Origin of the sequence: Vibrio sp. D420a (assembly GCF_030248625.1) — a bacterium.
Lineage (GTDB): Bacteria > Pseudomonadota > Gammaproteobacteria > Enterobacterales > Vibrionaceae > Vibrio > Vibrio fortis_A.
The window spans coordinates 38030-60092 of the sequence record NZ_JAHGAN010000003.1; the positions used below are offsets into that span (position 1 = coordinate 38030).

Annotated in this window: 21 protein-coding genes; 8 read left to right on the forward strand and 13 right to left on the reverse strand. The window is 45.0% G+C overall.

The features are described 5' to 3' along the window. Nucleotides 1-128: 128 nt before the first annotated feature. Nucleotides 129-1481 (reverse strand): sigma-54 dependent transcriptional regulator, encoded by a 1353-nt coding sequence (locus tag KI743_RS03925; RefSeq protein ID WP_285465160.1) that lies wholly within the window; start codon nucleotides 1479-1481, stop codon nucleotides 129-131. Further along, nucleotides 1478-3388, reverse strand: coding sequence for an ATP-binding protein (locus tag KI743_RS03930; protein WP_306416761.1), 1911 nt, complete (start codon nucleotides 3386-3388; stop codon nucleotides 1478-1480). The genes KI743_RS03925 and KI743_RS03930 overlap by 4 nt, the downstream gene beginning before the upstream one ends. Nucleotides 3389-3859: 471 nt before the next feature. Here KI743_RS03930 and KI743_RS03935 point away from each other — a divergent pair, with 471 nt between their 5' ends. Beyond that, on the forward strand, nucleotides 3860-5920 hold the full coding sequence (locus KI743_RS03935; RefSeq protein ID WP_285465412.1) for an alpha-amylase family glycosyl hydrolase: 2061 nt from the start codon (nucleotides 3860-3862) through the stop codon (nucleotides 5918-5920). A 158-nt stretch (nucleotides 5921-6078) separates the two neighbouring features. Here the strand turns inward: KI743_RS03935 and KI743_RS03940 are convergent, their stop codons facing one another. Then, complete coding sequence (locus KI743_RS03940; RefSeq protein ID WP_285465164.1) at nucleotides 6079-6921, reverse strand: SGNH/GDSL hydrolase family protein; 843 nt, start codon at nucleotides 6919-6921, stop codon at nucleotides 6079-6081. A gap of 98 nt (nucleotides 6922-7019) precedes the next feature. Further along, nucleotides 7020-7532: an RNA methyltransferase gene (locus tag KI743_RS03945; RefSeq protein ID WP_032553440.1), complete on the reverse strand. Its 513-nt coding sequence runs from the start codon at nucleotides 7530-7532 to the stop codon at nucleotides 7020-7022. 442 nt (nucleotides 7533-7974) lie between these two features. Here KI743_RS03945 and bamE point away from each other — a divergent pair, with 442 nt between their 5' ends. The 3 genes from bamE to KI743_RS03960 all read left to right on the forward strand — a co-directional run bounded on the left by bamE (nucleotide 7975) and on the right by KI743_RS03960 (nucleotide 10748). Beyond that, nucleotides 7975-8340, forward strand: a complete 366-nt coding sequence (bamE, locus tag KI743_RS03950; RefSeq protein WP_285465167.1) for an outer membrane protein assembly factor BamE — start codon at nucleotides 7975-7977, stop codon at nucleotides 8338-8340. 462 nt (nucleotides 8341-8802) lie between these two features. Continuing rightward, a complete protein-coding gene (locus KI743_RS03955; protein WP_032553442.1) occupies nucleotides 8803-10464 on the forward strand; it encodes a methyl-accepting chemotaxis protein in 1662 nt (553 codons plus the stop codon). 65 nt (nucleotides 10465-10529) lie between these two features. After that, nucleotides 10530-10748, forward strand: a complete 219-nt coding sequence (locus KI743_RS03960) for a hypothetical protein (protein ID WP_285465170.1) — start codon at nucleotides 10530-10532, stop codon at nucleotides 10746-10748. A gap of 67 nt (nucleotides 10749-10815) precedes the next feature. Here KI743_RS03960 and KI743_RS03965 read toward each other — a convergent pair whose 3' ends face one another. After that, nucleotides 10816-11490, reverse strand: coding sequence for an endonuclease III domain-containing protein (locus KI743_RS03965; RefSeq protein ID WP_285465172.1), 675 nt, complete (start codon nucleotides 11488-11490; stop codon nucleotides 10816-10818). Next, complete coding sequence (locus KI743_RS03970) at nucleotides 11490-12359, reverse strand: LysR family transcriptional regulator (protein ID WP_285465174.1); 870 nt, start codon at nucleotides 12357-12359, stop codon at nucleotides 11490-11492. The genes KI743_RS03965 and KI743_RS03970 overlap by 1 nt, the downstream gene beginning before the upstream one ends. A 260-nt stretch (nucleotides 12360-12619) precedes the next feature. Between KI743_RS03970 and KI743_RS03975 the strand changes: the two genes are divergently transcribed. Next, entirely contained in the window at nucleotides 12620-12967 is a 348-nt protein-coding gene (locus KI743_RS03975) for a DUF3316 domain-containing protein (protein ID WP_032553445.1), read from the forward strand. A gap of 116 nt (nucleotides 12968-13083) precedes the next feature. On the opposite strand, the gene KI743_RS03980 is transcribed toward KI743_RS03975, so the two are convergent. Further along, entirely contained in the window at nucleotides 13084-14721 is a 1638-nt protein-coding gene (locus KI743_RS03980) for a methyl-accepting chemotaxis protein (RefSeq protein ID WP_285465177.1), read from the reverse strand. A gap of 240 nt (nucleotides 14722-14961) precedes the next feature. On the opposite strand from KI743_RS03980, the gene KI743_RS03985 reads away from it, so the two are divergent. Further along, nucleotides 14962-15390: a DUF3010 family protein gene (locus tag KI743_RS03985; RefSeq protein ID WP_285465179.1), complete on the forward strand. Its 429-nt coding sequence runs from the start codon at nucleotides 14962-14964 to the stop codon at nucleotides 15388-15390. A 109-nt stretch (nucleotides 15391-15499) separates the two neighbouring features. Here KI743_RS03985 and KI743_RS03990 read toward each other — a convergent pair whose 3' ends face one another. Then, nucleotides 15500-16402 carry a DMT family transporter gene (locus tag KI743_RS03990; protein ID WP_285465181.1) on the reverse strand — a complete coding sequence of 301 codons (903 nt, stop codon included), beginning with the start codon at nucleotides 16400-16402 and terminating at the stop codon, nucleotides 15500-15502. A 119-nt stretch (nucleotides 16403-16521) separates the two neighbouring features. Here KI743_RS03990 and KI743_RS03995 point away from each other — a divergent pair, with 119 nt between their 5' ends. Together KI743_RS03995 and KI743_RS04000 are read left to right on the forward strand one after the other, a co-directional pair. After that, nucleotides 16522-17937 (forward strand): PLP-dependent aminotransferase family protein, encoded by a 1416-nt coding sequence (locus tag KI743_RS03995; protein WP_285465183.1) that lies wholly within the window; start codon nucleotides 16522-16524, stop codon nucleotides 17935-17937. Nucleotides 17938-18073: 136 nt separating this feature from the next. Further along, the gene (locus tag KI743_RS04000; protein WP_285465185.1) at nucleotides 18074-18340 is read left to right on the forward strand and encodes a hypothetical protein; all 267 of its coding nucleotides are present in this window, start codon (nucleotides 18074-18076) and stop codon (nucleotides 18338-18340) included. A gap of 38 nt (nucleotides 18341-18378) precedes the next feature. Here the strand turns inward: KI743_RS04000 and KI743_RS04005 are convergent, their stop codons facing one another. The 5 genes from KI743_RS04005 to KI743_RS04025 form a co-directional block, all read right to left on the reverse strand. Further along, nucleotides 18379-18861 carry a hypothetical protein gene (locus KI743_RS04005; RefSeq protein ID WP_285465188.1) on the reverse strand — a complete coding sequence of 161 codons (483 nt, stop codon included), beginning with the start codon at nucleotides 18859-18861 and terminating at the stop codon, nucleotides 18379-18381. Between the two features lie 250 nt (nucleotides 18862-19111). Continuing rightward, entirely contained in the window at nucleotides 19112-20293 is a 1182-nt protein-coding gene (locus KI743_RS04010) for a glutathionylspermidine synthase family protein (RefSeq protein WP_285465189.1), read from the reverse strand. Then, a complete protein-coding gene (locus KI743_RS04015) occupies nucleotides 20293-20904 on the reverse strand; it encodes a DUF1190 domain-containing protein (RefSeq protein WP_150868530.1) in 612 nt (203 codons plus the stop codon). Before KI743_RS04015 ends, KI743_RS04010 begins: the two co-directional genes overlap by 1 nt. Nucleotides 20905-20912: 8 nt before the next feature. Continuing rightward, a complete protein-coding gene (locus KI743_RS04020) occupies nucleotides 20913-21329 on the reverse strand; it encodes a DUF350 domain-containing protein (RefSeq protein WP_285465191.1) in 417 nt (138 codons plus the stop codon). Nucleotides 21330-21358: 29 nt separating this feature from the next. Beyond that, nucleotides 21359-21994, reverse strand: a complete 636-nt coding sequence (locus KI743_RS04025) for a YjfK family protein (protein ID WP_285465192.1) — start codon at nucleotides 21992-21994, stop codon at nucleotides 21359-21361. Between the last annotated feature and the right edge of the window lie 69 nt (nucleotides 21995-22063).

Consider the following 22063-nt stretch of genomic DNA (forward strand, 5'->3'; position numbering starts at 1 on the left):
AAAAACCTTATATTACAAACACTTGAAGTGGATATTAATTTATTGATTAATTAAATGGGTCATTACTGTCTTATCAGTTTTATCCTTTTCACCCTGACTATGTTTGGAACGAACTATGTTTTGAACGACTATATTTTGAAACTCTCTTTATCAAGCTGATGCTTTTTCATCTTTCGATACAAGGTTTTACGCGGTAAGTTAAGCTTGTTAGACACATCGTTGATGTTGCCAGCGCTCTCTATCAAAGCTTCTGTTAACACATTACGCTCGTACTGCTCCATCTGTTTCTCAAATGCAAATTCACCACTGGTCGATTCACAGCTTGGCGATTGCAGATCGAAACCATCACCCACAATACCCAACACAAAACGGTCTGCGACATTACGGAGCTCACGCACGTTGCCCGGCCACTCATGTCGACACAACTGCTGGATCTGCTCAGGGTAAATTGTCGATGGACGAGTCTTGTATTTGTGGCTAGCTTGAACAACAAAGTGTCGAAACAGCAGTTGAATATCCTCTTTACGATGGCGTAGAGCCGGCAGATTCAGACTAGCGATATTCAAGCGATAGAAAAGATCGGCTCTAAACTCACCCGACTCACTCAGGCTAGCGAGATCGGCTTTGCTTGCCGCAACCACAACAATATCAACAGGGATCAGTTCATTCCCGCCAACACGCTCAATGGTTCGCTCCTGAATCACTCGCAGCAATTTGATTTGCACCGCGATAGGCATACTTTCGATTTCATCAAGGAATAGGGTTCCACCACTCGCCTGCTCTATTTTGCCAATGCGTTTTTTATTGGCACTGGTGAACGAGCCTGCCTCGTGGCCAAACAGTTCACTCTCAATGATGCTTTCTGTCATACCGCCGCAGTTAATCGCTACAAACGGTTTGGCTTTTCGTCGGCTAAATTGATGAAGCGCCCTTGCTATCACCTCTTTACCAGTACCCGTTTCACCATTAATTATGGTATCCACACCTGTATGTGCTAAAGCGAGAACCTGTTTGCGAATACTCTCCATGCCCTTTGATTGACCGATAACGACAGACTCGATTGGTAGGTCACTCTCTTCACTCTCACCAGAGTTTTGGGGGTTGCTGCTCTGACATTGCGCTAGTGCGAGATTGAGCTTCCCTACCAACTCACTGGTATCTAATGGTTTTTCTAAGAAATCAAACGCACCCAGCTTCATCGCTTCAATCGCCATAGGTATGTCACCGTGACCACTCATCAATAACACTTGTACGTTCGGTGCTCGGTGTTGAATCGCGCTAACCAAACTCAACCCATCGATTTTCGGCATTCGAACATCACTCAAAACCACAGACTGGCTGCTTCCCTTCAACGACTTGAGTGCCAGGTTAGGGTCGGTGTAACTGGTGACGTTGAAGCCCTCGAGCTCAAGCATTTCACTCACCGCTTCGACAACGTCCAGTTCGTCATCAATCAAAATAATGTGGTTGTCTTGGGTCATGAGTGTGTGCCTTTTGGTAGAGTGACGATGAAAGTTGTACCTTGGTGTTCTTGAGATTCAACGTGAATCGAGCCACCAAAGTCTTTTATGATGTTGTAAGCAATGGACAAACCAAGTCCGAGCCCTTTTCCAGAACTTTTGCGTGAATAAAATGGGTCAAACAAGTGCGGGAGATCCTCTTGAGGAATACCTAAACCGTTGTCTTTGACTGATACTTCGATGGTCTCTGAGTGCTCAGAGGTAGAAATGATTAACTTAGGTTGTTCTTTGTGCTCGATAGCATCTAACGCATTGCTAATTAGATTCACCAAGACTTGTTCTAAACGGATACTATTGGCTCGAACCAACAATGACCGATGTGGTGAATACTCAATGTTGACTCCACTTTGGCGAGTCTCAAACAAGTCAATCGCATCGCTAATCACATCGTTCAGTACAACACTGGTTAGCTTGCCATCGCTCTTACGCGAAAATGCTTTCAGGTGACGGGTAATCGCTGCGACTTTCTCTAGTAATGTCTCGATCTTCTGCAGGTTGTTCACCGCCTTATCCGGACGTTCTTTTTCCAACCACAACTGTGCACTGCGAACATGACTATTTACTGCAGTCAGAGGTTGATTGATTTCATGTGTAATGCCGACACTCAACTGCCCCAAAGCCGCAAGCTTACCTGCTTGAATCAGCTCGTCTTGGGTCACGCGCAATTTCTCTTCAGCAATAGTGCGCTCGATAACCTCAGCTTCGAGCTTACGATTGGTCTGTTTCACAACCTTAGCGGTGGTTTGGAACACTCTTAAATACTTAGCCATTTGCGTCACTTCATCGCGACCGCGAATCGCGACTTCGGTATCCAGATGCCCAGTAGAGATAGCGAACATGTTGTCTTTTAGTTGCAAGAGGCGCTCTAAAATACTCTTTCGCACATAGAACCAAGATATCGCCGCTGCGGCTAATACGCTAAACAGGGAGAGAAACAGAGACAGTCGCTGATTTGAAAGCAGAGACTGCTGAGCTTGTTGAATGGATTGATCGATATTGCCATTCACCTTGCTGGTGTGGCTTTCAATCTGAACCGTGAGCTGGTTAAGATGTTCTCGGCTATTTTGTAAAAAGTACATCTCTTGATAACGGTGATCGAGCGCCTTATTTTTTAACTCGTACAGAGTGCTTGTATTAGAGGCCAAGCTGTAGATCACCATCAGTTGCTCATCCAGCTCAGGAAATTCACTCCTTAGATCGCCACTCGCCCAAATACCCCACCACTCTTCACCGACCTGCTCTAGACGGTATCCAGTGTAATCGAGTTCATTGAAGCTAGAATCGTTGTAGAGCTTCTCGACCAAACCCAGTTGATAGTAGAGCAGTGCCTTTAGTTGGGCGAAATCAATCTGCTGCTTACTCGATTGAGGGAGATCATCGAGTGCGTCACTGGCTTGTTGGAGCAATGGATAGAAACCTTCTAGCAGGTTACGTAACTCTTTGTTGAGCTGCTGCGACTCTATTTCACTTTGATAGAGCAAGCTCAAGCTATTGTGAACTTGTGAGATAAGATCCTTGAAGTAAGAGTGGTAGTCGGGAAATTGAACCATGATGCCTTTCATCTCCGAAATGGCCTGTTCAATTCGCAGCATCGCTTGTTGGCGCTCTAGGTTGGATTCAGCACCACTGAGTTGGGAAGAGGTTGTGATGACTTCTCTGACTCTGTCGTTCAGGCGAGCCGCATTGTCGAGCGCAGGGATCTCTTGCTCTTTCAGCTCAACAAGGCGCTGATTGAGAATATCAAAAGTGAAACTAGAAAAGACCGAAAGAAAGATCGTCGTCATCGACAGCATCGCTAAAGCCAACACCAAACGCAGTTCAATGCCTTTCCAATTGAACCACCTTCGACGTGAAAACTTCGCCCGCAACGTGGGCTCAAAGCGATATTCATCGTCTACAAATTGGGAAGAATCACTACTCACATTCTTTACTCTTTCTTATCGAACAATTCACAGTAAGCGTCAATGATTCAAAGAGTTAGGATGTTAAATAAGCCACGCCAACCAAGCGTATTGTTTTAGAGAAACAATGAAATCGCCCACAACCATTAACATTTCACATAAAACACCATAACAATTCTTTTATAAAGTACAGACTGTGCATTTTGCGATAACAGAGAGTGACCTCGTAGACAGAACCAAAATTGTGTTAGGTCGAGGGTTATTTGAAAAGCGTTCAAACAAACTATTTTTACTCAACTGCATACCTTTTATCGGTGAATAATTTTGCACCAAATCATATTCCGGGCAGTGAAATGTAAATTTATTGTGACTGAGATCTCTCAGCCCTTTTTCTCATCCTCAGCCCTTTGATTTATGGATGATTTGCCTCTGTTTCACTTGGTCAATAATGAAGCAAAACACAATAATAAGGACTTGAACGTGAAACGCACCCTAACTACGACGGCTTTAGCGGTTTCTTTCGCACTCTTAGCTGGATGCCAGTCTACAACCGAGACCTCTGAGCAGGTCGACCTCAATGCCTACCAATGTCAAACCACACACAGCGCAGAAATCAACGACCTGCGTATCTACCAAGTAATGGTCGAAAGCTTTGTGAATGGCGATGACTCTATCGGTCACGGTACCGGTTACGGCACTAGCCACCATAAAGGCGATATTCAGGGCATCATCGACTCACTCGATTACATTCAATCGCTGGGAATGAATGGTATTTGGCTAACACCTATCTTCAATTCTGAGCCTGTTGCAGGACAAGATCATTGGGCAGATAGACTCGATGCAACGGGCTACTTCGCCACCGACTATTTCAGTATCGACCCACGATTCGGTACGTTAGAGCAAGCTAAACAGCTAGTAGAAGAGGCGCACGCTCGCGGCTTATACGTATTCTTTGATGGCGTATTTGGGCACCATAAAGGAAATGTTGCGCCTTCTCCGACTGGTAAACTTCCGCAAGGCGAGAACAACCCTGTTGCTTACCCAGAGAGTTTAGAGTTCTACAAAGAGGTCGCGACTTACTGGATCAAGGAACTTAAGATTGATGGTTGGCGTCTTGACCAAGCGTATCAAGTACCAAAAGACGCATGGGCAGAAATTCGTGAGAGTGTCGATGTCGCTTCTGCAGAAGTTGAATACGTAAACTCAGAGGGTGAAACCGTTAATCCGCTTGGCTACATGGTTGCTGAGATTTGGGCGGGAGAAAACCGCATTATCGAAACAGGCTATGGTACTAATAGTTCTCCAGCACTTTGCTCTGCGTTTGACTTCCCTGTGCGTTACCGCTTAACAGAGACGCTTGCTGTAAACGAAGCCGGTGTTGGTGGCAAAGGCGGTGAATGGCTAGCAGAAGGCATGTCATTGCACTCACTTTACCCAGACCACGCAAAACCAAACCTTATGATTGGTAACCACGACTTAGTGCGCTTTGGTGATTTACTGCAACGTGGCGATATCGCTTCACCAGAAGACGATGAATACTGGCAACGATACAAAGCAGCTTTCTCATTCCAAGCCGCTTACACAGGTCCAATCACCACTTACTACGGTGACGAGATTGGTGATCAGCTAGATGGGTTTGCTGACAAAGTATGGGAAGATTGTGCTATTCCAGGACTGTGTGATGACCACGTGGCGCGTACTAGCGGTAAAGTCGAAGGGGTAACAGCTGACCTCAATGCTCGCGAGCAAGATCTCAAGCAGTATGTGACAACTCTGATGACACTTCGCCAGAACCACCCGGCGCTGTCTCAAGGTAAACGAACTCACCTACTTGCTAACGAATCCGTTTACGTCGACCACAAAGGTGCCGGCAACGAAGCGATTATCTATGCCATTAACGTCACTGACAAGGCATACACGCTAGAGCTCACGAAGAAACAATCTGGCTCTGACGCTGGACTGAGCGACCTGCTCACTCAAGACAAAATCGCAGCATCCGGTGACAGCTACCAAATTGAGCTAGCACCATTTGAAGGTCGATTCTTGAGCGTAGATAAACCAAGTGCTGCGGGACCTGTCGCTGCGGCGATGGTGAGCGCTCCAACCTCTGGCCAAGGCTTTATGGCTCAGTGTGATAACCCTGTCGTATCTGAAGCGGGCCCAGTAAGCAGCAAGCTATACGTCGTAGGTAACTTCGCGGACTCTGGCTGGAAACACAAAGAAGGTCGAGCCTTTACCTATCGTGGTGACAATACCTATCAAGTTGTGACTAACGAGAAACCGGGCAGCTACCGCATGCAATATGCGTCTAAATCTTGGTCTCCGCAGTACACGGCTGATGGCCTGAATATCAAACTAGGCCAAGAGACGGCACTAACCAAAGGCGGTTATGGTAAAGATACAGCTGTTACCATCCGTGACGGCGGTAAGTATGTTTGGAGCTTGAAGTTTGACGATGCAGGTAAGCCACTGCAAGTTATGGCTTCAAAGTGTCCCTAGTCTCAACAACAGCATCAACGACACGTATTAGCGCCTATTTAGCTGGCTAATCACCAGCTAGCAATGCTGATTAAACGAATCGGCTAACTCAAATATGGTTCCCCGCCATAATGAGTTAGCCGATTTTTTTTATGTGCTAACTATTTAAGGTTTTCTGCTTAATCGCTGGATAATGATTGATGCACAACCGGTACAAGTAGGCTTGACCATTGTTGATAAGCTTTGGCATTCAGGTGCAGGTCATCGCAGCTGAAATCATCCAATAGCACGCCATTGGGCGCCAAAACTTCATTCACATCTAAGAACTGAACCCCATTCTCATGGCAATAGCGTTTCAGTAGACTGTTCAGTTCTTCAACTTGAGTATTCAAACCTTGAAGGCTTTCTCCAACAAAAAGCGTTGATTGAACAACGACCTTAATTCCTTGCTTGAGCCATGTGTCTACGATCTCGACATAGTTTGTGAAAGCTTGATCGACAGAGTAGCCTTGGGCAAAGTCGTTAATACCCGCCATAAAGCAGATCAGCTTGGGGTTAACGTTCAAAGTCGTGTCTATTCGTCTTAGCATGCCTGCGGTTGTATCTCCGGCTAAACCTCGATTCACCATAGATACGTCTCGGAAAATATCAGCCCAAGGTGCCCACTCCGTAATCGAGTCTCCAAATACCACCAAATCCGCTTGGGGCGTAAAATGACGGTGGTTGTCCGACGTCAGTACATAGCGACTCATGCTGTGTCCTCGCTGTTGAATTTCAGATTGTCTGGTCACTGCTTCCAAGATCACGGCATCCGGTGTCTGGTCATCAAACTGCGCCAAAACCTTTTCAATATGCGGTTTCAAAGGGCTTAACTGAGTATCGAGTGCGTGTTGGTCTTTGAGTGAAGCGAGTTTTTCAAGCAATGAGTATAAGGTCCCTCTGTGCTCGAGGGATTGATAGAGCGAATAGAGGTCAAGGACAGGTTGGTGTTTTAAAGCCGTAAGAAGTTGTTCATCTTCCATGTGTTATCTAGCCTTTCATCGGAGGAGAGTGTGCTCACATCATACCCGCTAAGAAATCACTTAGATAACACATGAATCAACAACAGCTCGAGTTGTTGCTATTTTTCTTTCACTAGAAGGTGATTGCGGTTATCTCGGCTCTTTTTAATAAGTTCGTTGCTTTCGTCCATATCATCAGACTTAGCCAATCTATCGTAAAGAAGTACATTCACCGTTGCCGCTAAGTTCATACAACCAACCGTCGGTACATACACAACATGATCAGCGCGATCTGCAACGTCTTGAGAAATCGAACCGTCTTCTGGACCAAAAATGTAGATAGCGTTCTCTGGGTGTTGGAACCTTGGTAGCGGCGTCGCGCCTTCTGCTAGTTCAACACACACAATCTTTGTCTCTGGGTCAAGGTCATCGAGAAATGAATCAACCCCGACCAGTGGAATATTGCGAGTTGCACTCTTGGTATCAGTATGAAATTTGGCTGCTTTTTCATAACGTTGACCAGTGTATTTAACTTCATCCACTTGATAACAGCCTGCAGCTCGCATTACAGCACCAACATTGGTTGGGCTTTTAGGATTCGTTAAACCAATCGTCACCTGGCTTTTCTTCATGAATGTACTCACTCAAATCAATAACGGCGTGACTGGATTGTCACAGAGCGCCGCATTCTAGCAAAGCGCAACCTCTATCAAAAGCCATTCTTAGCCTTGTCGCATTGATGGTAAATGGTCAAATAAACAACAAACAGTTTACTGATTAAATTTAATTACACGAATCCAATTATTTACCTTAACTATTCAATTGCAATAATCATTTTCTATACCCATACAATAAATAACAAACGGATTAATAAAGAACACTTATTAAACGAGAAGTGCTCAACTGTTGATCATTCAAGTTATAAATACAAAAGCTCACAAATAAAATGAAAAGGCAATACAACACTACAAGTAATATATTCAATTTATTTTATGGATTATTCTGTATTTCTCGTATCTTGAAGCACTTTATATTTTTTAAGAAAGTACCCGAAACATTCACAGAGAGGTATTTATGTTTAAAAAAGCTTCTGCACTTTTACTAGCTGTTATGTTAACAGCGTGTGCTTCACAAGGTACTAAGATGGACAACGAGACCATCAGCAAGGTTGAGAAAGGCCAAACGACTGAACAGCAACTAATCGACATGCTAGGCGAACCAACATCGACCGGTTTCTCTTCAGATGGCTCTAAACAGCTGACTTATAACTATTCTAGTGCATCTAGCAATCCAGCATCTTTCATCCCATTTGTTGGGTTCCTGTTCTCTGGTGTTGATTCAGAAACTCAGGTGCTTTACATCACTCTGGATAAGAAAGGCAAAGTTTCAGATTACACATATAGCGAACAAAGCACTGAAACTAAAACTGGCTTACTATAATTAGACGACAACGTCAGCTGGCTTAATTAAGAGTCAATAACAGTTATTGGCTCTTATTATTTTTATCTATCATTTTAACTACAGTGAAAAAGGTCATTTAATTCACTCAAATAAACCGTTCACACTGCATCTATATCAACTCTTATGCTATGAGCATACGCACGTAAATATGCTTATCTATTCACAAAAGCTCTACCAATAGTTCTTCATTTTTTCCCTTACTTCCCGCAATTTCTTGTGACATGTTGCTCACACATTCAGCAAAAAGTTAACCGCTGTCAAATTTATAGAACAAAACTATGCAAACGTAACGTTTAGACCAATGGCGCATTTACATTTTTTAAACAGACAAATACTGTAAAACGATATGTACCATTTTTTGAGCAGTGTGTCGCAAAGCTCATCTGTTCAATCGGTCTTGTGACCTAATAAAAAACAATATCTCTGCAGTAGGAAGTCTTTATGAGTCTAACCATCAAAAACCGCCTCTATATTTTGTCTTTTATCCCTTTACTCTTTATGACACTGGGGATGATTTATGTAAGCTATCTAAAGACAACCGAACTCACCGCTGAGCAGGTCAACTCTACTCGCACCAATATGATGGAAATGAAGCAGAAAGAGTTGAAGTCTTATCTGCAAATGGCTGAATCATCGATCGCCCCCTTCTTGCAACGAGGTGCGACCCTAGAAGAGGCCCTACCGACTCTACGTCAGCTCGAGTATGGCGAGTCAGGTTACATCTTTGGTTACGACTCTAAAGGTGTGCGTGTTGTGGTTGGTCAAAGCACCGATGGTATTGGGAAAAACTACTTCAATCTGCAGGATAAAAAAGGCAACTACCTGATTCAAGACCTGATCCGAAACTCGAAGAGCGGACAATTTACCACTTACTACTTCCCTAAATTAGGCGAGACCGAAGCGCTACCAAAGCTGAGCTACTCCGTCTTCATTCCTCAGTGGGACTTAATGCTTGGTACGGGTTTTTACACCGATGACATTGATGCCGTCATCGCTGAAATGGAAGCGAGTTCTAACCAAGCACTTCAGAGCACAATCACAGCGATCAGCTTGTTCTGTGGCCTGATCGCCGCGATCGTTGCTGTCTTCGCTGTAGGTATTAACCGAACCATTATGAAGCCCATCGAACAGCTGGATCGCTCTATCAGCTCGTTTGCAAGTGGCGAGGCCGATTTGACTGCTCGTATGGAGCCATTCCGTGCCCCTGAATTTGCTCGCCTAAGTGACAACTTCAACGCGTTTGTTGCAAGCCTTCAAACCATTATTCGCAGCGTGAGTGATGTTGGCCAGCAAGTGGTAAACGAAACGAATAGTATGTCAGCTCGTGCCGCTCAAGTAGATGAACTGGCAAACGGTCAACGCGAAGAGACAGAGCAAGTGGCTACCGCAATGACAGAAATGACAACCACGGCTCAAGAGATCTCAAGCAACGCAAGCCAAGCGGCAAATTCCGCGAAGCAGGCAGAGAACAACGCACGTGAAGCGCAAGAGATTGTAAACGCGGCGGCGGAATCTGTGGCAGGCTTGGCCTCTGAGGTATCCGAAGCGAACACTGTCGTATCTCAGCTTGAAGGTGATGTGCAAAACATCTCGTCTTCTCTCGCGGTTATCCAAGACATTGCCGAGCAAACGAACCTACTGGCATTGAACGCGGCTATCGAAGCGGCACGTGCAGGTGAACAAGGTCGCGGCTTTGCAGTAGTTGCCGACGAAGTTCGTAAACTCGCAAGTCGAACTCAGGAGAGTACCGGTGAAATCCACACCATGATCGAGCAATTAAAAGCAGCTTCGGATGCCGCAGTTAAAGCGATGGATTCTAGCCAAAACCGCAGTGCTCAAACGGTAGAAGAAGCGAACGCAGCTGCTGAGGCGCTGGCGCGAATTCAGGAGTCGATTGATACCATCATGGACATGAACTCTCTCATCGCCACTGCGACCGAAGAGCAGAACATTGTTGGCCAAGAGATTTCACAACGCGTGGTGGTTATCTCGGACTCAAGCTCTCAATCGGCAACACTAGCCAATGAAAACCGTGCTGGCAGTCAGAACCTGAATGATCGTGCGAATGAGTTGTACCACTTAGTCGATCGATTCACTGTTTAGTCTACTATTTAAATCAATGCCCTTGCTCAGTTGAGTAAGGGCTTGATGAAATAAGGGGACTATCAATGTTCAATTCAGATAAGAAGAAGGTTAAAGAGCTACTCATCGCAACAAAATATGGTGTTTCTGCTTCAGAGATGATGACCATTATCGGTGTTGAACAGACCAAAGCGATGAAGTGCATTCAACAGCTAAAAGAAGATGGCGAGGATATCCATACTCTTGGGGAAGGCACCAATCCTGATGAGCTGGTTTTATACTCGATTGGCGAGATTGAACCTTAATTGGACATCGAAAGAAACAGCGTAACAAAGCGATAATTCGACACTTTTCATTATCGCTACTTCTGTACTAATGAGATAAAAGTGCTCCTTTGCAACGAATAGCTAAGGGGCATTTTTCACATTTGGGCGTGGGGTGGCAAAACTGCTGACCATGCTCGACCAATAAGCCATGGTAATAGCCGTAGGTCTTAGTATCAGGTGGAATCACAGCTTCCATCAAATCATGAAACCTCTCATAAGACTTAGGAACATCCAAACCGTTTCGCTCAAAGATTCTTCTCGCGTACGCATCAATCACGAATGATGCCTTTTTAATGGCATAAACCAAGATTGCGTCTGCGGTTTCCCCACCAATGCCTTTCACCGCAAGCAGTTGCTGTCTCAAAACGTCCGTTTCTTGAGCCCGTAGAGTTTGTATATCGTAGTCGTATTGAGCAAACCACTGCGTCATTGCCTTAAGTTTTAGAGCCTTTTGGTTGTAGTAACCACTGGAACGAATGGCTTGTGCCAGCGTATCAAGTTCCATTGCGGCAACCTGTTGTGGCGTGATCGTTTTACCTAAGTTATCGAGCGCCTTTTCGGCATTCTTCCAATTCGTATTTTGAACCAGAATCGCCCCCATCATGATCTGATACGGATCGCTGGTCGGCCACCAGTCAAACCAACCATAGTGCTCTTCAAGACCACGAAACACGTCTCGAATTAATCTCGAGTCTTGTTCCGTGACTTGGCGAGTTTTCATCAATCTAGATTCTCAGCGAGAAAGTCCACCAACAGGCGAACTTTAGAAGAGAGGTTACGGTTTTGAGGATAGAGTGCCCAGATCCCCTCTTTGTCATCTCGGAAATCCGACAGCACTTCAACCAGCTCTCCCGATTCTAGGTCATCGCTGACATAGTATTCAGGTAGCTGCACTAAACCAATGCTCTGCTTTGCGGCATCGAGAAGTGCTAAGCCGCTGTTACATTTAATTCGGCCATTAACACGTACCGATCGTGGCTGGCCATTTTCTTTAAATCGCCAATGCTCAAAGCCACCAACCAAACACTGATGATTAGCAAGCTCTGATAAAGTATGTGGTTCGCCATAATGCTCAATGTACTCAGGGCTTGCACAGACATAGAGCTGCCTCTGAGATAGGCGTTTGGCAACCAGGCTAGAATCTTCCAGTCGTCCTAAACGAATAGCAACGTCGACCCCTGAATCAATGAGATCTAACTTTTGATTAGTTAGCATCAACTCAAGCTCGACTTGAGGGTACTGAGTCAAAAACTGATGCAGCAAAGGCGCAAGCTGACGTTCACCATAAGTGACAGGCGCTGTGACTTTCAAAAGACCTTTGGGGGTCGATTGCATCTGCGTTACTGCAAGCTCTGCTAACTCCAGCCCTTCCACCAATTGCTTACATTGTTGATAGTAGAGCTGACCCGCTTCAGTGAGAGACACTTTACGTGTGGTTCGATTGAGCAATTTAACGGCTAGTCGCTCTTCCAAGCTGGCGACACGACGGCTTATTTGTGCAACAGAGGTCGATAGTTTACGTGCAGCTCCAGTAAAGCTCTCACGCTCCGCCACCGCGACAAACTCACTCACCCCTTCCCAATTCGCCATACGATTACCTGTTATTGATGTTATCTACTGCTAAGTCTATTGAATTAACCCATTTAAGTCATCTTGATTCACGCATCGACACTATCGATAACCCGCTTTTCAATCGCCTATTTATTGCTCGGACGCTTCTCTGACATTCATCGACAATTCTTACATTTGTCTTACAAATACAGCATCTCCCCTGACACTTGTCCTACCACTTCGTTGGTATCTTGGTTTTGCACCGAAACATTGGTGTTCACAAAAAGTAAGGTATTCCTATGAAGAAATTAATCGTACTTGCATCAACACTTGTTCTAAGCACAACAGCGTTTGCAGCAACTAAAACAGCAATTCTAGAAACAACGCTCAAGTCAGATACATTTGTTACCGAAGCGGAAGCATACGATGCAGGAGCTAACCTTATGGAAGAGTTAAGCACAAAGAGTTCTTTTGAACTTTCAAGAGAACTGCCTCAGTTTAGAAACACGACCAAATATGATTCGTTTAAGATTGATGATGCCAATATGGAAGTGAAGAAAATCACCAATATGAGTGGTGATGTGCATTATCAAGCGGCTATCACTGTCGATTATCGCTACACCTATAAAGATGGTCGCAGCAGCTAAGTTTGTTGAGACTAAATAGGAAAGCCCGCATTTACTGAAAAGTAAGTGCGGGCTTTTTTAGTTTAGACCTTCATAACAGGTCGCTTAATCTGTTATCAGTTAAGTCTCTTCAACAACTACACTTCAAACTGAGATACTAGTCGGTCGAGTGATTCACACTGCTCTGCCAGAGCCATACATGCATTCTCAGCACTGCTTGCCATTTCTACCATCTGAGCGGTACTTTCAGCAATGCGTTGAACGTTTTGATTGACCTCTTCAGAGACATGAGATTGCTGAGACGCTGCCGTTGCAATCTGCGTGTTCATCTCGTTCATCATTCCAATTGAACTGCTAATTTCAGCCAGTGACGTTGCTGCAGTTTCTGCTTGAGTAATGGTTTTCTCACCACTCTCTTTGCTCTCAGTCATCACGCTAACAGCTTGCTTCGCACCTTGTTCAAGGCGTTCAATCATGGATTCAATCTCGCCTGTACTGTCTTGCGTTTTGCTTGCCAGTGCACGAACTTCGTCTGCAACCACAGCAAAACCACGCCCTTGCTCGCCTGCACGCGCCGCTTCAATCGCCGCGTTCAGAGCCAATAGGTTGGTTTGCTCGGCAATACCTTTGATAACACCCAGAATCGAAGCGATGCTTTTCACATCTGTATCAAGGTTATGTACCACGCCACTTGCATTCTCAATGTCACTTGCCAAGCGTTCAATCGAACCGACAGTTAACGCTAGAGTGCTGTTCGTTGACTCAACTTCGCGCGTCGCAGTATTACTTGCGGTTGCAGCGTCCAGAGCGTTACCACTTACTGCGGCACTGGTTGCTTGCATTTCATGTACCGCCGCTGCAACCACTTCACTCTCTTGCTGCTGGTTAGCCGAGAACTCCGCTACGCTCTGAGTCAAAGATTTAATGTTTTCCATCTCTGAACGAACAGCGTTTGAAGCAAAGATAACTTGCTCAACCGTTACATGGATTTTGCCAACAAATTCATTGAATGCAGCACTCAGGCGCGCAATTTCATCACTGCCTTCAACCTTCATACGCTGAGACAAGTCACCATCACCAGACGCGATTTCGATCATCGCTTTCTCAACATCTTGAATAGGTTTAACGATAAAACGATTTGATAACCACAGGGCAAAACATGCGGCCAGAATCGCGACACCCATACCGACTTCGATAACAATCTTGCTGGATTCAATCGAATCATTCGCTTGCTGGCGAAGCTCAGCCTGTTTCTTCTCGATTAACGAACGAACAGTCCAAAGCTGGTTACGGATGGTTTCAAACTCGGCATCAAGCACAGGCGTAAATTCGCGATTATAAGCGTGGGCATTTGCTGGATCAGCAAACATAGGCTCATGAAGATCAACCCAACGGCTCATTGAAGAGACCAACTTGGTCAACTCATTTCGAGACGAGCGTTCGAGGACGCCTGCATCATACAGCTTCTGTACACTCTCAAAGCGTGGAACGGCTTTATAAGCATTGTCTTTGAACTCAAACGTCTGGTAATCGATCGACGCCTGATCTTTCGCTAACAAAAGCCCTTGTGCCGCAGAGATAACTTGGTAGATATCGCGATAGCCGTCTTCTAGATTCTCTAATACAGGTTGCACGACATTGTTAAGTTCGTGATTGATCGCGGCCTGTTGGTTCGACTTAATCACATTTAGAATGGTGACTGCAGAAAAAACGGCGACGATCACCAGCAGCGGAATTGCGATCTTACTGCGGATGGAAAGGTTATTGATGCTCATTGGTCCTCTTAAACCGTACGATATTTAATGGTATTCATATAATATATCGTATACGGATTAATTCGCGCCACGAATTTGTGAAGTTCATCTCATAGCAAACGTTGTCGCAAATTCGTTCGCTTACAACTCATCCAGATGTAAACACGCAAACCAAATAACAACACCTAATTCCCGCAATTCACTGGCGATATAGGACAATTCAACCCATAATGTACGGCTGTTAAATCAATAGGTAAAAACATGAAAATTTGTGGCGTTGAAATCAAAGGTAATGATGCGATCATTTGTCTACTTTCTCTTTCAGATGGTGTGTTCAACATCCCTGATTGCCGCGTTTCTAAAGTCGCAATCAGCGATGCAAATGACACGCAAAAAATGAAAGACTTCCAGTTCTCTTTCGCAAAACTGATGGAAGATTACCAAGTTGAGAAGGTTGTAATTCGCCAACGTCAAACTAAAGGCAAATTTGCAGGTGGTGGTCACGGCTTCAAACTAGAAGCGGCTATCCAACTGATCGATGGCCTAGATGTGGAAGTTGTAGCACCAGCGACAATCAAAGAGAGCCTAAAGCACAACCCACTGATGATGAAGTTCAAAGAGACTGGCCTAAAGCAGTACCAAGAAGCGCCATTCACAACAGCTTACGCTTGCTTAATGAGAAAAGCGTAACGCTAACCTCTTAAAGGTTTACCCCTGAGGTCGACCTCAGAAACTAAAAGAGCCCACGACGGGCTCTTTTTGTTGGTGCATACTATCCACTCTTCTTTGGTCGCTTTGTCTACAGTCTTGCTTGAACCTTTCTTTTCAACTCCAATGATAAGTTTGGCTTTTTAACCACCAGATAAACCGCAATCGCAGCCAACGCAAAACCTAAAGCACCGTAAAAATCAAAAGACTCGCCGAACATCAACCAAGCTTGAACAGCGGTTGTCGGAGGTACGAGGTAAAACACAGAAGCAACACTCGACGCAGCACCGTGTTCCACCATGTAGAGCAGCAGCAGAATCGCCACACAAGACAACACGACGACTAGCCAAACCATGGTTAATGAAAATTCCACGGTCCAGTTGACCTGCATAGTCTCAAAACTCATCGCATAAGGCACAAACAAAATGGCTGATGCAAAATACTGCACCATCGCACTGCCTACCATATCCACACCTTGGCAGAAACGTTTCTGATAAAGCGTACCGAACGTAATGCCCCCCAAGGCGAGAACACACAACAACACCGCTTCTGTTTTATGAGCATCTGACTGCCACTCGATGTTGCCCATCAGCACCAAGCTAATGCCAGAAAAGCCGAGCGCCAAACCCAACCATTGAGCCCAATTAAAGCGTTCAACAGTAAACGTCACAATCATGATGGCAGTTAGTATTGGCTGCAGGCCAACCAAAAGCGCGCTTAAGCCAGCAGGCATGCCCATATCAATCGCTAGATAAGTCCCACCAAGATAGAAGCCATGAATCAGTATGCCAACCACACAACTATGAAAGAACGCGCTGCCACGAGGCATTTTGCGTTTGAGCAGTGCAAGCAAAAGCACGAACAACAGGACATTGGCGATCATACGAAGAGACAGTAAGGTCGCAGGCTCCGCATACTGCAAACCAAACCGCGCACCGACAAAGCCGGACGACCATAAAATAACGAAAACAAAGGGGATAAATTTAATCAACACGACAAAACTCTGGTCAACGATTCAACAATACTGTTACCTTAGTTGGGTACAGATGCAGATTAAAGATACAGTTTGAATGTTTTAGATGGTTACAGATTTTTGCGGTTAGGGAGAATTAGGTGAGTATCAATAAGTACTTGGCAGTAGAGCAACACATTAAGAATCAGATAGAGGATGGGATTTTACACGTGCATGATCGTCTCCCTTCCATTCGCCAGCTGAGCACACAGCTTAACATGAGCAAAAACACGGTCATTAGAGCCTACCAAGAGCTGGAAGCGACAGGACTCATCTATTCTGTACCTAAATCTGGTTATCGAGTGCAGGAACTCGAACTCGTTACTCTCAAAAAAAACAGCCGCCCACAGAAGGTGGATCTGTTATCAGTCACTCGCTCCGTGCTGTCACGCCCAGATGGCAAGCTCAAACTCCTCACTGGCTCTGCACACCCTAATGTCAATAACCCAGCGATACGCAGCCTTTATGCCGAAATAGGCCGACATAGCCGCCTTCAAACTCAGTTACCCGGTTACTACCAGTTGCCGCCAGGCGATGACCAGTTGGTGAAACAGATCCTTAAGATCACCCAAGACATTGGCGTCCCTGCCAGCGCCAATGAGATTGCCATCACGCATGGCGCTCAACAAGCGATTAGCCTCGCACTGAGAGCACTAACCGAACCGGGCGATGTCGTGGCAGTCGAGTCACCATGTTACTTTGGTAACTTACTGCTGCTGGAGTCATTGGGACTTAAAGCACTGGAGATCCCGACTAGCGTTCATTCCGGAATTGATATTAGCGCCCTACAAGACGCAATTGAGAAATGGCCGGTCAAAACTGTACTGGTGACGCCCAACTTTGCTAATCCAACCGGTTCTCGCATGCCTTTGAACAACAGAAAGGCGCTGTTAGAAATCACAAAACAGCTGCCCATTATTGAAGATGATGTATTTGGCAGCCTAGCCTACGATGCACCGCTGCCAAGCCTAAAAGAGCTCGATAAAGATGGTCGCGTGATCTATGTGAGTTCACTATCAAAAACACTCGATTCTAGGTTGCGCATAGGTTGGCTACTCTCAGGACAATATCAACCACAGATTGAAAAGTTTCTTCTGTGCGACAACATGGGCAGCTCGAATCTAATGCAGTCTGCCGTTGGGCAATTCTTAACTTCAGGTCGATATCGTAGTCATATCGCTAAGATGAAACGCCTCTATCAAACCAACTATAAACAGTTTCATACAGCGCTCACGGAGTCACTAAACCAATACCCGCAAGTCAAAGGGCGCTATCACCTATCCCGCACGGAAGGCGCGTTTCTGATTTGGTTAACCTTGCCCGATTCGTTCGACAGTTATGAGCTCTATTTAGACTGTTTAGAGCACAAATTGGGTATTCTGCCGGGAACGGTTTTCGGTACAAATGATCAATACAAACATTGTGTTCGATTCAGTGTTGCCAACCTAGAAGAGACCAAAGAGTGGCGAGAAGGAGTTGAGATAATGGCGAGATTGATTGCCAAACAATTGGATTAATAGAACGAACATAAGTTGATCTATGCGTAAGCCAGTTTAAGCGTTATCCATGTATAAGCATTAAACTGCCTTACTCCTTAGTGAGTGAAGTCACCATTAAAATTTGCCGGTCAATAACGTCGTACAGAGGATTATTATGTTCCGGCTCGCATTTCTTTCATGGTGGTTTTTCGCCTCTTCAACAGCATTCAGTAACGGCAACAGCCCTACTCGATATGAGATCGCCGTCAGTAAAACCTATAATGTTGAAAAGTCGTCCCTCTCTCAGAGTGATGCAATGCTCACAGCGACTAGCTTGTGCCAGACACAGGGTAAAGAAACACAGGTAATGCGAATCAGCAACCGCATTGAAGAGCAGATGCAAACCACTACGGTAAACTTTTCCTGTATCGACGTTCCTTAAAGGCCCCTACTTCTGGCGATCCAGTTTGTCGCCAGTAATTACACTTTCATGCTAAATCCGAAGTAGATCCCTTCAATTCGCGACATATCTCTGTCTTTCCAGTTATCCAATGTGTCGTGAATTCGGTAGCCGAGTTCCATTTTCATGTTCTCTACCGGTTCGAAAGTTGAGCCAAACTGACCTCCAGCCAACAAGCCATCATCCCTTTTGGCGAAGCTATAACCTGTCGATACGCCTCCGAAAATTGCCCACTTTGAGTCGAAGTTATAGACATAATCATAAGAGCCAGTCGTAGTCGTGTAGTCTGACTTCATACTGTGCGCCACTCCTAACCCCCAACGATGCCTATCGTCGATCAAGGCATGATAGCCGACCGCAGGCGTAAACTCCGACTCGCTCAACGCGGTATAACCATCGAGTACACCTAAACTCACAAAGTGTTCAACGTCATCACTCACTGCAAACGCTGCACTCACCGCGAATCCTGACAACACAACAGCGGGGACCACAAAGTACTTCATTCTCTCTCCAAAATATAAAACATTGTTCAATTGAAGGTTGCAATAGCGGCTTCTGAAGGAAAATAAAATGAAAAGTAAAAAGAGACCAACAGAGCCAATAGCTTATGCAACAACTTAAAGCGCGAGAAACTCTAAAGCCTCAAGCAAGCTAATTGTCAGAGCTATGACAACTTTGGGTACACAGCATCAATAATTGAAAAGGTAGGTTGATAAACAAGCAAACACAGTGTCTATCAACCTAAATGACCATCTAGTCGAGAATAATGTGAGGAAGGTAACGAGACATATCTTGAGTCACTAGGGAGCTGTCTTCTCGGATTGAGATTCCCGCAGGCTCATCATTAATCAACCAACTACCAACCAAGGTATAGTTATCACCAAACTTTGGTAATGGATGAAAAGCTTGAATGATATGTCCTTCTTCACCGTAAGGGCCGTCGGTATCGAGAACAAGCTCTTGATCTCTTACAAGTTGAATATTGGCACCTTCCCGTGAAAATAGAGGCTTAATTACATGATCTTTGAGCTCGGAATTTTTCAGTTGTTTTAGTTTAGGATCATCTGAAAAATACGCAGCTAGTAAGTTCGGATGGTTAGGAAATTTTTCCCATAACAAAGGAAGTATTGCCTTGTTAGATAGCACTGACTTCCACATAGGCTCTAGCCAATTCACTTTGGCCGTATCCAAGTGCTTGGCATAATCCTCTTGGAACATGAATTCCCAAGGGTAAAGCTTGAACATCCATCGAATCAGGTTATCTTGAGTGTCGGTAAACTCTCCATCTCGCGTTACGCCGATGTCTTCAATATGAACAAACTTCGTTTTCAACCCTGCTTCAATCGCACAGTCCTGCATATACTGAACCGTTCCACGATCTTCTTCAGTATCTTTACAGCATGAAAAGTGCAATGTCTGACCGGGTTGTAAGCGAGCTAACTCTTGGAATCTCGCCATCATTAACTCTTGAAGCAAGTTGAATTGATCAGAATCCCGCCTTAGCTTTCCTGAGTTCACCAAATCTTCAAGCCAAAACCATTGCCAGAATCCTGTTTCAAACAGCGATGTAGGTGTATCCGCGTTGTTTTCATAAAACTTGACCGGACCACGTCCATCATAAGCAAGATCGATTCGAGAATAGAGAGAAGGCTCCCTACGCTTCCACGAATCCAAAACACCTTGCCACATGGGTTGAGGAATTTGAAAACGCTTAAGCCAGTATTCATCGTGCACGACCACATCCACGATTTCGAGACACATTTCATGAATTTCTCGAGTTGGCTCTTCAAGATCTTCTTCGATTTGCTTCAGAGTGAACTGGTAGTAAGCCGTTTCATCCCAATACGGTTCATCGTACATGGTATGGAAACCAAAACCATACTCTGCCGCCAACTGCTTCCAGTGTTTTCGAGGTTCCGAATTCAGACGAAGCATTAGCCGCCCCAACCTTTACTTGAACTCTTAGAACTACTCCAACTTGATTTCGCTGACACCGTGGAGCCAAAACCACCACGAGAGATAGTTCGTTTCACCGTCGGCTTGGGCTTAAACTCGTCACGACTCACAGATACCGTACCACGTTGATACGACTTCCCATAAGTTCGACCATCCGCAGTGATCCAATCATCATAGAAAATGCTACGATAGTACGTCGATGTAAACATAGGCTGAGAATAGTAACGGCGATCATCTACCATGCGTGCGAACATAAACCCAGCCATCGCAGGCATAAACCAATTATTTTGAGGAGCAGCAACACATCCGCTAAAGCCAAACTCATGCGCACAATCATCGATGCTCTTATACTTAGGTGCCGTGCGACTCGCTTCTTCTAGAGCATCCTGATAAGCACTTTTGCACTCCGCCGCATAAGATGGATGATCATAAATACACTCATCGATCGTGCCATAAATATTGGTTCGAACAGAATCATCACTGCAGCCAGAAATCATTGCTGTTGTCACCGCTACAGAAATCGGGGCCAAACTGAACTGACGCCAGTTCTTACGCATTTCAGGCAAAACTACATTTTGACTACGTTTCATTCCGCCTCCTAGTAGGTCATACAAGCGGCATTAAGCAGGCCAATAGCGATAGACATAGATGCCATTACGATACCTGCAGGAATTTCGTTAGCCTTAATACGCTCGACCAATTTTGGCATAAAACCATAACGAACTATCGCAAAAGCGAGTAGTTGTGCGACCAAAGCAATCGCGCCCCAGATAGCGAAATCGACCAGATTTACTGAGTTCTTTGCTGCACCAGCGATTGCCAAGCTATAACCTAGGAAAGCACCAGATAAAGTAATACCAGCTGCAATATTTTGTTCATCCTTAACCAACTTCCACTCGTCGTAAGGAGTGCAACGAATATAAACAAACTTAAAAAGCAGTAAGAAGAAAATTGACAATGCGAAGTAAAGCGCAAACGCACCAAGCCCTGCCAGAGAATTTACAAATTGAGACATAATGTTTCCTTAACGGAGATAGAGAATTGTTAACTAATTAACGTGAAGTCAGTTGGAGTAAGGTTAATACCAGTGCTTGTTACTACACTGCGAACGTGCTGATTATTGACGATCGACTCTTCGGCGCTCACCAATAGTGACTCGAATAAATCCGTTTCAGCCTCACGTTCATAAACCATGACAAATTGATCGGTGGTTGTGATATTTCCCGACTGATCCCAAGTAGTCTCTGTCATAGGAACCGGAAGAATATTGTCCCAAACCTTGGAAAAGCGGTGCCCTTCAAGCTCCTTGTACGACTGAACCACATCGTTGTCTAACAATGATTGCCACTGAGCGTCGGTATCAATCGGCTTAGACTCATAGAAATACCAAAGCTTCACTTCTTCAATATCAGCTTCTTGATTCCCATGTTGAAGGATCTGTAAATACCCCTCGTCGTCAGTGTAATACCGCAAAAGGCGAGTCTGATTATCAAGTTTGACCTCGCCAACTGCTTTAATGATTTGAGTTCGAGCTGCACCTTCAATAACTAGACTAGGTTCAATAATCTTCAGTTTGAGATCATCAAGTTCAAACGCACCGCCTAGCCTCAATCCAATCACTTCCGGCGCTTGGGGTGCCTGAGGTTTCTCGTCTTTTTGTTTTTTAAACCAGCCAAACATAAAGCACTCCTTGTTTAACAAACGAAAGAGCGTAACGGCCAAGCGCTACGCTCCATATACACGCAACTT